This window comes from Okeania sp. (genome assembly GCF_983059655.1).
Map to the genome: position 1 here is coordinate 1 of NZ_CEZPJD010000219.1, position 10713 is coordinate 10713.

At 38.3% G+C, this 10713-nt stretch carries 15 protein-coding genes; 2 read left to right on the plus strand and 13 right to left on the minus strand.

The genetic code is table 11. The features are described from left to right. Positions 1–242 precede the first annotated feature (242 nt). The 4 genes from AC3DU7_RS14065 to AC3DU7_RS14080 all read right to left on the minus strand — a co-directional run bounded on the left by AC3DU7_RS14065 (position 243) and on the right by AC3DU7_RS14080 (position 2157). Positions 243–695 carry a matrixin family metalloprotease gene (locus AC3DU7_RS14065; protein ID WP_488039960.1) on the minus strand — a complete coding sequence of 151 codons (453 nt, stop codon included), beginning with the start codon at positions 693–695 and terminating at the stop codon, positions 243–245. A gap of 66 nt (positions 696–761) precedes the next feature. After that, the gene (locus AC3DU7_RS14070) at positions 762–1274 is read right to left on the minus strand and encodes a C39 family peptidase (protein WP_488039961.1); all 513 of its coding nucleotides are present in this window, start codon (positions 1272–1274) and stop codon (positions 762–764) included. 108 nt (positions 1275–1382) lie between these two features. Beyond that, a complete protein-coding gene (locus AC3DU7_RS14075) occupies positions 1383–1637 on the minus strand; it encodes a hypothetical protein (RefSeq protein WP_488039962.1) in 255 nt (84 codons plus the stop codon). A 121-nt stretch (positions 1638–1758) separates the two neighbouring features. Continuing rightward, positions 1759–2157 (minus strand): hypothetical protein, encoded by a 399-nt coding sequence (locus AC3DU7_RS14080; RefSeq protein WP_488039963.1) that lies wholly within the window; start codon positions 2155–2157, stop codon positions 1759–1761. A 62-nt stretch (positions 2158–2219) separates the two neighbouring features. On the opposite strand from AC3DU7_RS14080, the gene AC3DU7_RS14085 reads away from it, so the two are divergent. Continuing rightward, on the plus strand, positions 2220–2612 hold the full coding sequence (locus tag AC3DU7_RS14085) for a hypothetical protein (protein WP_488039964.1): 393 nt from the start codon (positions 2220–2222) through the stop codon (positions 2610–2612). Here AC3DU7_RS14085 and AC3DU7_RS14090 read toward each other — a convergent pair. The 9 genes from AC3DU7_RS14090 to AC3DU7_RS14130 form a co-directional block, all read right to left on the minus strand. Further along, on the minus strand, positions 2605–2883 hold the full coding sequence (locus AC3DU7_RS14090; protein ID WP_488039965.1) for a hypothetical protein: 279 nt from the start codon (positions 2881–2883) through the stop codon (positions 2605–2607). The genes AC3DU7_RS14085 and AC3DU7_RS14090 overlap by 8 nt on opposite strands. A gap of 9 nt (positions 2884–2892) precedes the next feature. Next, a complete protein-coding gene (locus AC3DU7_RS14095; protein ID WP_488039966.1) occupies positions 2893–3585 on the minus strand; it encodes a hypothetical protein in 693 nt (230 codons plus the stop codon). Positions 3586–3786: 201 nt separating this feature from the next. Then, positions 3787–5004 carry a hypothetical protein gene (locus AC3DU7_RS14100; RefSeq protein WP_488039967.1) on the minus strand — a complete coding sequence of 406 codons (1218 nt, stop codon included), beginning with the start codon at positions 5002–5004 and terminating at the stop codon, positions 3787–3789. 2 nt (positions 5005–5006) lie between these two features. Next, positions 5007–6551, minus strand: a complete 1545-nt coding sequence (locus tag AC3DU7_RS14105; protein WP_488039968.1) for a hypothetical protein — start codon at positions 6549–6551, stop codon at positions 5007–5009. 209 nt (positions 6552–6760) lie between these two features. Continuing rightward, positions 6761–7333, minus strand: coding sequence for a hypothetical protein (locus AC3DU7_RS14110; RefSeq protein WP_488039969.1), 573 nt, complete (start codon positions 7331–7333; stop codon positions 6761–6763). Further along, positions 7330–8286 carry a hypothetical protein gene (locus AC3DU7_RS14115; RefSeq protein ID WP_488039970.1) on the minus strand — a complete coding sequence of 319 codons (957 nt, stop codon included), beginning with the start codon at positions 8284–8286 and terminating at the stop codon, positions 7330–7332. Before AC3DU7_RS14115 ends, AC3DU7_RS14110 begins: the two co-directional genes overlap by 4 nt. 2 nt (positions 8287–8288) lie before the next feature. After that, a complete protein-coding gene (locus AC3DU7_RS14120) occupies positions 8289–8636 on the minus strand; it encodes a hypothetical protein (RefSeq protein ID WP_488039971.1) in 348 nt (115 codons plus the stop codon). Continuing rightward, positions 8629–9198, minus strand: a complete 570-nt coding sequence (locus AC3DU7_RS14125; RefSeq protein ID WP_488039972.1) for a hypothetical protein — start codon at positions 9196–9198, stop codon at positions 8629–8631. Before AC3DU7_RS14125 ends, AC3DU7_RS14120 begins: the two co-directional genes overlap by 8 nt. A gap of 5 nt (positions 9199–9203) precedes the next feature. Continuing rightward, positions 9204–9893, minus strand: coding sequence for a hypothetical protein (locus tag AC3DU7_RS14130; protein WP_488039973.1), 690 nt, complete (start codon positions 9891–9893; stop codon positions 9204–9206). Between the two features lie 97 nt (positions 9894–9990). Between AC3DU7_RS14130 and AC3DU7_RS14135 the strand changes: the two genes are divergently transcribed. Further along, positions 9991–10521, plus strand: a complete 531-nt coding sequence (locus AC3DU7_RS14135) for a hypothetical protein (protein WP_488039974.1) — start codon at positions 9991–9993, stop codon at positions 10519–10521. Positions 10522–10713: the final 192 nt, after the last annotated feature.

Below are 10713 nucleotides of genomic sequence, written 5' to 3' on the forward strand. Positions count from 1 at the left end.
ACCTCTAAGCCTTCTCTCGACAATATTCCCGATCTGATACTTAACCACTTAGAAAAGTTGAACCGTCAAGGTGAATCCCCACAGTATTTATTCAAGCTATTTTAATTTTAAATACCTACTCCTGGTTAGTTAAAAGTAACTAAGACAAAAAAGAAATTCTTCAAAAGTAGCGATCACTTGATCAGCGATGGCTACGAATATTTAGTATATGCACAAGCAACATTAATCATTTATCGTTAAATCTAAATTAAATAATAAGTAGTTTCTATTGCCCACCAATCGTAACTTGTAAACTGAGTAGGTAGACTTTCAAGTCCATCCAAATTTGTAGACATCACTGAGTCTTGCCGTTCACCCTCATGGCCCAATCCTAAAGCATGACCAAACTCATGCCATGCAACAAACTTTTGATATGATTCAGGCTGTGAAATCAAATCTGGTGATAATAGGATATCGCCACTTATCGGAAACTCTCCAGGGAAATAAGCAAGACCAAAAAAACCTTGAGTATCACCAAACTTAATTAAAATATCAGGAGAATCATCCTTAATTAACTCTAAGCTAGAATTGCCTGTAATCTCATCAGCAATTTCGTCAAACAAACCTTGAAACTCTGGAGACATATTAGGATTATAACCATAAGTAATAGTAGTTTTTTCCCAGTTAAATTCAGTAAGGATATCGTATTCGTGCATTTTTAGTTTTTAATTAAAATCAATCGTCTGCTGTGTAGATACCCTGATTTGTCATCAACGATAAATCTAAAAAATTCTTCCCCATCCACTATTTTTTCCGTTCACAAGCCATCTGATATCTAGGCTCTGGTACGGGTATAAAACTTGATTCCCATTGGTGTCTGTGTAATCAAATCCATGTCCCCATGGATCTTGACATACATATCCTTCTTTGTATTTACCGACAACAAGGCAAATATGCCCGCCTGTGGGATATTGCAAAGTTCCATTATGAAGCACGCCAATAGGAATCGGCTTATTATCTTTAAGTTGAGCATCCAAGTCCGAGTAGTTTAAATTAGTCTTCCACTCACTTTTTATACCCAAATCTGCCAGTAAACGAGTATGAGCAGAATGGTCTGTTGTGTCACCATAAGCAGCTAGTTTAGCAATATATTCATCATCACCAGATATAAGACCAGGCTTGAAAAATTCTACACACATAGCTGATGTAGACGAATTACAAGTCCGCCACCATTCTTTTAAATTATCTCGCTGAGAGTAGTAAGGAGGCAAAGGGTTTATAAGTTGCATTGTCATTCTTGATTACCTTTTCTAATATTTATGATTAAGCAACCACCTTATTCTTCAATATAAACAATAGGTGATTGACAACAACATCAGGCTTTGCTAGCAGACTTAAAAGTACTATTTTAATGACTGACTTTCATCTACTTCTAATCCTGTTGTGTCTTCTTCTATTTCTTCCAACGTGGACAAAAGTAACTTTTGAATGTCTAAAAAATAAGTTTGAAAATACTTTACGATAATGTCTTTTGTAGCTTCTGCTGAAAAGATATGGCTCGTGTTTAATGTATATTTACAACTTAAAATCGCTTGGCGTATAGACTGAATACATTTGTCTAATTTTTCTTCAATTAGATTGAAAATTTTTACTTTCATTTCCAGCTTTTTTGTGTTGGCTTGAAGCTGGTCCAATATACGCGGACCTAGAAAGAAAGAAACGTTGGCGAAAAAATAAAGTATAGTCCCAAGAAGCTGAAACCATGGGTTCTCGAAAACACTAGGTAGGGGGATTGGTTGTTGCGTCAATAATATCATGTTTTTGATGCTTTCTTCTTGCCAAAATCATTCTAGCTTTGAACTCGAATATACAGACAATAACACTCCAGAAAAGGATGCCAAAGCTTGCTCCTATCGATAAAAATGAGGGAAAAGTGCTTTCAGGGGACAAAAAAAAGTCATCAGATATGTTCTTTTGTGAGCATTCAGTAATTAAGAAAAAATGACCTGTCGAGAATTTTGTTGCTACTGTAAATAATAAAAAACCAATCGGAAGCAGGCTTTTTCTTTTTTTTTCAAAAATAAACATAATGCTAGCAAAAAACAATGGAATGCTGGCAATCAATTCAATCCATTGGATTATGTAAAAAACCTTATTAGAGTTAATCATCAGTGTCATTAATGTTAAAATCTCAAGACAAAAACATCACAAGCAAATGAATCTTAGCAGCCAAATTTCTTATGATTGATTTATCTGACAATGATTCCTGGGTACAAATATTCAATCAAGACCTTATATTACCTGATATAAACTCTCCGCCATCAAAAGAGAATAGAATTGCAACAACAGAGTTTGCACCGCCATTTAACAGTCCTTACCTCAGAGTGTTTTGTACCTCAACGACAGCAAAAAGCACCTGGGTTTTAGCAGGTTGGATAACTATTTATATCGGCAATCTACAAAACTTTGTGCCTACCAGATTTTTCAGTAAGAAAATTTATCTAGATGAATGGCAGCTAGTAGAATGGGCGAATGTCACGAAACAAACAACACAATTAAAATATACTTTTCAACCGCCTTATTGGTTCAAAAACATAAGCGTTACAGTGGAACAATATCAAGAAATTATCTAGATATTAATTTTAAAAAACTTTCACCCTGAAGCATACGATCAATATTACTGTTTACTTCTTCTAAATACCCATCCATGTCATCAATAACTTCTTCTACTAAATCACAAAAATCCATTGCATTAATTTCGCCATTCAAAAACTGTTGAGTGGCTTTCTCTACTACAAAGTGAGCGGCAAACATTTGTTTGTTTAAGTCCTCGTCCCATTGAGGGATTTGCAAATAAAAGCAGCTTCCTACTTCTTGTCGAGCAAATGGATCAATAATTTTCATGTTGAAAGTTTAGTAAACAGGAGCTGCTGGTTGATAATTGCCAATTTCAGAGGTCACGTCTTGAGATATAGGATAAAATTCCTCTGGTAAGAAAGTTTTTGTTACGTATTGATCTCCTCCAGGCAGACCTGAAGCACTGTCAGAGGCAGCTATATTCTCAATACTTGTTTTCATATCTTCCTCATCACAGTCAGCAAGACTACTAACCGCTGTACCTGTCTTAGCATCATTGATATTTGCTCCTGTGTTCCTTCCAAACGGAATGCTTCCGCTTCTGGTGTTGGGTGAACGCGTACTTCTGCCAGTAAAAGCAGACGTGCCAGTTGAAAATGAAAGTTCTGCTGGTCCTAGTGTAGGAATCCAAACGGCTGGAGCAAAAGCTTTTCCAGCAGGAACAGTACCCGTGACATTAGTCAAAACCGTTTCAATCCCTAGTTTTGCATAATCAATAGAAGGGAACCTGCTTAATAAATCAAGCGCTCCTAATGTTGCTGCAATTCTCAAATAATCCGCAGCACTTGGAGTAGCAGCAGGGGAAAGTCCAAAAGGAATTACACCACCACCCTTTCTCTCCAATTTTTCAGGAGGCAGTTTTCTGTTCACAGTATGCGTTCGGTTTCCTTTCAAATAATCTGTATAAATATCAATTTCAGCAGAGTTTAAGGTTTTTTTGTTTAAATAATTTCTTCTTTTGCGAGCCATATTTTGATTTTTTTGGTGATTGGACTAATATCTTTAATCTAGCGTCAAAATCAAGCAGTTCAGAATCATCCAAAGTTATTATGTTTGGAGGTGCAGTTTAGCTGAGTTGAGAAAGAATCAAACAAAGTAAGATTAAATTAGGTAAACTGTGGCAAATAAATTGGTACTATGGCAAAAAACATCTAAGGCCAACAATCTGTTTTAATCAACTATCCCATCGTCTAAATCTTGATTTTCATCGATAACAATGCCATTTTTATCCACCAGCGTGATAGCTCCTTTGAGGGTGGGTAACTCAATAATACCCTGATCGAACCACACAGTACCAACAGGACGGCGGCGCTTGCCTTTAACTGTCTGACCTAATACCTGTAAATTTGCCGGAATAGTTGGATAAGCTTCTGCTGGTGCTTGGTTCTTGCCGCTTGATAAGTTTTTAAGTTTAAACTCTGCTTGAGAAACTCTACATAACCGCTGATAAACTTCAATGCCATCTGTTAGCGAGAATACAGTCAGCCAAGACTTAAAGCCATTCAGCCTATCAATATAACTAACTGACTCTTTACCTCGACGATAGTGAAAAGGGGTAGGCCCACCAAACTCCTGCCATATTCTAGCAGCATAAGTTATTAAGTCAGACCAAGTTAATCTAGGTAATGGCGACTCTGGATGTTCTGATTTAGCGATAATCCTAAAGCTGACTTCTGAATCAATCGCTTGATAGCCCGGCTCCACATCTTCTGGTTTTTCTTTGAAAATTATCTTTATTTTGGGCTGACCTTTAACCTTGGGATAACTAGCAAAGCTTCTACCAACCTCAGTCTCCCTGGAAATTTTTTCTTCATAACTAACAATCTGCTGAATAATCTCAGCATCACTACCAGAAAAAATCTTCGACCTCAAAGGAGAATTTCTAGCCGGAAAATATTCAATCACCCGGTAATTCAACTCTTGGGTAGGATGAAACTTTTCAATATACTGCGGGCGTGCCTCCATATCAACTCGCCAGCCGGGAGTAGTAGTTTCGTCAGAATTGATACGGTCGCGAATCGGATAATTAGTCTTCAAGCTAGCAGCAGTTCCTCGACTATTAATCAAACTTGGCCATCCTTCTTGCCAACCTCTAAACCAATCCTCAAACTCAACCAAATTACTGCCACGGCTCACAATCTGCTCAAAAGCAGCCACCAAAGACAACTGAGAGATTAAACTCTCCTCACTACCTGCCAAAGTAACTTCAATCCCCTCTCTCAACTGCACTTTCAATACGTCGTGAGTCTCAAGATCAATTAACTCTTCCGCAGTAATCTTCTTACCTTTTCCCTGCTTATTAACAGTCGAAAAATTAGGCGACATATCTCGTTCGATCGCCTCAAAAACCTTGCCAAATATTCGCCCTGTTTTCTTTGGGGATGCCATAATCAACCTTTTTTACTCAACAAATAAATCAACCAGCGACGAATATCTTTTTCATTCTCCTTAAATACATCAATTGAGAACTCGTGTTCGCTGTTTTGCAAGAAATCGTCAATCAACTCATCCTCAGTCTCTTTAAACTCTGGTAGTCTGTCGCTCCCCTCCTTAAACCCTTGCGGTTTTTTCTTGCTCTCTAATAAATTAAATTCTAGCGTTTCTTGCATGCGCTTCCGCCTAACAGGTATGCCGAGGCCATCTAGGATGGCAGTTACTCTATACCATATCTTACCAATAGTTAGATACATCCTACCCGCCATTCTAGCCAGCCTCAACTGCAAAATAGACTGCCTCCGTTGCTCAATCTTATTTTCAATTAGGAGACTCATCACCGCTTGCAGTGCTGCTTGTTGGCTAGGATAGCTAAGTGCAGGCTTTTCCTCGTCTTCTGGGAAATCAGCAGGAGTCGGCAGCTCAACCCGAAAAGGGCTGAAGCCAGCTTGATTAATGACTGATATCATCCGCGAGTATATCCCCATGTAATCCTCAGCATACTCAGCACCTTCACTCCCAGGAATCATTAATTCATTAGGAAAAATAAATTTATCTTTAATCAAGCGCTCAACTCCTAAAGCATTTTCAATGCGCTTGATACTTTTACAACATTCATCCATTTTTGTTTGTTCCTTTGACTTTGTAATCGGTGGTTTGTTAGGAGGAAGGGCTTCTAGATATTCAGGTAGAGGAACCCCGTTAACATAAACTTCTACTTTGCCATTGAAATGCTTACCTCTTTCTCTCGCTAGCAATTCATAGCTGAAGTGGCATTGAAAGCCTCCAGCTACAGATTGCCCTGTTTCTGCATCTAGTTGCAGAAATATACACAGAGTTATCATGTGGTCTTCTGGAACACAATAGCTAATGCCCGAGCCACTTCCTTGATAAAATATACGTCTTGGTACTGTATATGTCCGGCGCACAATCCTATAAGGAGGCGAGCCTGAAGAATAACGAAAGTCTCTACCACTATGCCTGGTAGTATACGAATACTCTAAGACATCATCACATTTAGGTCCTTGAGAATAAGTGATTTTAGGAAAGTAGTAATCAGAAGAGAAAACAATGGAGATTCCTTTGGGAACTCCTCCACCTGGAGGTAAAGGAATTTCTTCTTCCGATATCAGCCCTCCATCTTCCCCTAAGTCATCAGGCGCATCAGGTTCTTGGTTTGGCTGTTCTGAGTTCTCCTCAGCTTCCTTGCCTTGATCGTCACAATTAGGAACTTTCCTGATGTCTGTCGTAGCGTGAACGCCACCAATAAAACCCTTTTCTATTAAAGTACATCCTTTACGCTCGTATTCAAATCGGAATGTACCGCCAAAATATTCAAGTTCTCCCCCACCGCGAGCATTATATTCAATGCCAATAAGTCCCGCATCTACTCCAAAAGTACCACCATCCTTAGAATTATAAGAAATACCAAAAGGTCCAATCCCTATCCCAAATCCTACTCCACCCTCGTCTATATTGGGTCTAATATTTGCTTTTGCCACATCAATTATTCAACTATCAATAACAACCTTTTTGTTAATTTTGTCATTAATACTTAGTCTGTCTTTTGCATGATAAAATTTGTTTTCTACTCCAAATATTTGCTTCTGAGTGTAGAAGTTTTACTACCTATTCTGTTAAGAGAAATAGAATAGAATCAAATAAAAACGTTTCTCTTTCGCCTGCGTTGCTCCGACACTCTTTGCTGTTGTCAAAAATTATGCTGGTAATTTTGCACTGTCCTGTCGTAACTGACTTCACACACATAACTACCATGAACGTAAATGTAGTCATCACCCCCTAAAGTCTGATTGAAATTGACTGCAATGCCACCATCTTCTCCAAAATAGTAGTGAGGAGTGTCTGATAGATAAGGAACAAAAATAGGTTGATAATTAAGCTGCCCTTGATTTCCCCACAAAACTTGCGAGTAGGGCCTGTCAGGGAAATTTTGGAAGTTGCCATTGTACTTGAAATGCCAAAAATTCACGGTGATAGCATAGCCGTTCGTATTATTGAATTTCCTAATATGATCGGCAATCGTACTTTGCTTAATGTACTCATACTGAGCGTCATCAATCTCAATAATCGGCATTTGCTTTAAACTTTTTAAGTCTTTGGCGACAACAAGAGTTTTTAATTCAAAGTTGAATAAAAAGTTTTCAGCATTAGTTAATGTACCTTTGATTTTGTTAGCTTCATTTCTGAAGTTGACAATATCATACTTTATATTTACATTTACAGTTTCAAACTCCTGGAAAAAATTACCCCCCACTTTCTTCATCGCACAACCTCCAACCAGGTTTCCTCGTCCGTCAGCAGGTCTCGCATACGATCGCCAAAGGCATTGAAGAAGGTCTCGGAAAACTTCCACAAGTATTTATACTCTGGGTGGTTTTTCTTGTTAGCCTCCCAAGCCTCCTCAACTTTTTCACTAATAATAAAAGGCGAGTCACCACCATTAACCCATTCTGGTTTATCTAAAACGTTGGCTGCTATCTGTCGTACTCCGACAAAACTAATCATTGTTAGTATTTGAGTAATAACAGCCCTACCGCTAAAACAAATATCAGTTAGAGCATTAATCATATCTTGTTCGATAGAAGGATCTATCAAGGTAGCCACAGCGCAGGTAGTTGAGTTGATTCTCACCCTAGCGCTACCTAGTTCGCGGTTAACTACAACAGTAGCAGCAGAACGGCCAAAAGCTGAACCCAAACTACCAAAAGCATCAGAGTAGAAATCTTCAAGGCGTGATTGCAGTTGTTTGACAAATTTATCTAAGTTAATATTCCAGTCGAAATTAAGTGCTTGTTCAACATACTGGAAAGTCCCCTCAAAAAATCTAGCACGACTTAAACCTGCTGTCACCGCAACGCCAGTTACAAACTTTCCTAGACCAGTTGCTGCAACAGCACCTACGACTTTAGTCCCGGATAAGACCGCCACGCCAATACTGCCAGCAGACGCAGCCAACCCTGCTGCTTTGGCGACAAAGGGAGCTTCTCTCAGCCAATCCTTAAAAAAGCCCCAGTCTCTTTTTGCGACCTTGTCAACTAATACTCTGCCACCTTCAACGATATTCTCCGGTGTGACATCCTTGAAATATCGTACTTGCTCGTCAACGAAGCTACTAATCTCTTTGCCTTTCTGCTTCAACCAATTCCTTTGCGGTGAAGTTTTTCGCTCAAAAGCTACCCACAATTTATTTAAATCTACACCTGTTTTTACTTCCATTGTTACTTACTCTTACTGTTAAAAGGTTGACCATCATTGTTAATTTTTTCTACTTTTCGGTCGTATTCAATAGCCGTTTTTTTCTTCTGTCGAGTTTGTTTTTCAAATCCATTTACCCACTGTAGAGCAAAGTCTTTAAGTGTGGTAGATTGATTGAATTTCCTCTGTAAATAAAACTCAGCTATCAATTCTGCTTTTCTGTTTTGAATTATCTGAGTAATAGTTTTTTGCAAGTCTTTCTTGTCAGGTATTCTATTAGTAGATTCCTTGTCCGAAGTTGGGCTGCTACGGTCTTTCTCTAGATTTGGCTTTTGATTTTTGCCCTGCCTGCGCCGTTTTTTCTTAGCCATTTTCTAACATTGGTTGTAATAAAGATATAGCTTCACCTGTCAAATGCCCATACCTATTTTTATGGTAAAACCTATTACCTTGAAAGACTGCTGCAACGTTGATTAATCGAGAAAATTCAGAACAGAATTTTGGATACAATCTAACAATATTCTCTTTGATTTTTAGTTCGTACCAATACATAGATATTGGCAACAACCAAATTTTATCAGACAAGTTATAAAGGTCTTTTACTGCTTCTTTCCAAGCAGCCCAGAGATAATTATTGCCAGCCTCATTTTTTATAAACTGCCGCCAATTAGACCTTGAGTAGAATCCTCGCTCCTTTTGTTCGTATTGAACTGCAATGTTTCCTCTGGCTAATGCTCCAATCACCTCATCAGCTTTTTTCACTCCCATTAAATAAAATCCAGGAGAAATATAAATGCGGTCAAAGTCTTGGGGAATAATTTCTTCAATCATTTGCTTAAATTCCATATCCCAAGCAGGTAAGCCATGAATTCCTTTACTGTGGCTTGCTGGTAAATAGGTAGCGTGTTGGTCGCCCACAACTGCAATTCTCATCTTGGTTAATATCCTAAAATTATAAATTTGCCATTTGCTTGCTCGTAATTGATTACCGCTGACTTCCACCCCTCGTCTTGAACCTTGACCGAGAAAAAACCAGCCCAATTTAATAAATTAGGATTAACCTTAATTTCAGCGGGAGTAGCCGAGAGTTCCCCTACCAGACTACTTTCTTTTACCCTTCCTGCCAGGTCGTCAGGAAATATTCCTAGTCGGTCGTCTGCCCATCCGCCTAATATTTGAAGACCTAGCTTGGCTATTCTAACAGGGTTAAAGATATGACAACTAATGTAGGGAGTAGAGGCTGTATCAACGGTAGTAAAGGCAGGGTCTATATCAACAGTGAAATTATACCCGTCGCTCAGGCTGGTAGTCAGGTCAAAGCTTTCAAAAGTAAAGACTTTGTGCCCGTCAATACCTAAGTCAGAGTCTAGTCGATCGCGAATCCAATTTTGTCCGCTCCAATTATTGAAGTTATCAGGGAAATCAAAGTTAGCTCCTGTTGGTACTTCCAGTCCAATTCTTAAAGGTGCTGGCATTTCCTCCGTTCCTTCCGTGTTAGGTGGCTTGAGTAATTCATAAATTAAATGTAAATAATCTCCTATATTGGTCAGTTGACTTTCAACCCTTGCTATCCTCTCAGGGATGACGCTGTCAGACCATGCTTTTACATCTAAGGGTACTTCATTCATATTGATAATTTGCTAAAAAATCAACAAATCAATGTTTTATATTTGCTGATTTTGAGTTAAAATTATATCATACTCAAACTATGTTTTTTATTGTATCATGTTGTTTGTATCGACAGATGAGTTTAGTAATTATACTACACTAGAAGAGAGAACCTTTGCTCTTCTATTAAAAATAGACGAGATAGAGAGCGAAGAAGGTTCTAATCCTAACGGGTTGGATTACTTGACTAATTTTTCCATCAGTTATGAAACTCCTAAAAGAGCTACTGGAACAATTACAATTCCTTGCCTTTTTGCAGAAGTTTCTAGCACAGATAAAAGTGAAATAAAAGTAATAAATGTTTATGAATACAACTATGCTGAAGCCGAAGGTGGAGACCAGTTATGTACCAATATTAGTGCTGCGATGTATCAGGCTATTTCTGCTCAGTTTAGAGCTGAGAAAAATTTAGAGTTTAATCCTGCTCAAGTAGAATATTTAGAAAGGGAAATTGAGGATGTGGAAGTGGGAGCTTTAGGTGCTAATTGTTTGCTTAGTTTTGATTTTGAGTTGCCTGTTGTTGTGAATGGGGGTGAGGCCAGGGGGGCGGTTTATCTGCAAGGGAATTATAATCAATTATTTAGTTAGTCGAAGCTTTTAAAAAGGTAAAAAAAAGCAAAAAATTGAATTAATCAAGACAGTGCAATGGCAATAAGATTATGGAAATCTATACATGATATACCGAAAAGAATCAAAAATTTAGTTGATTTGAATGGGGAAGGATTCTTAAAGGTTTCTGGAGAAGATTTATTTTTAGAAGAGCAAGGACCCAAGGGTGAT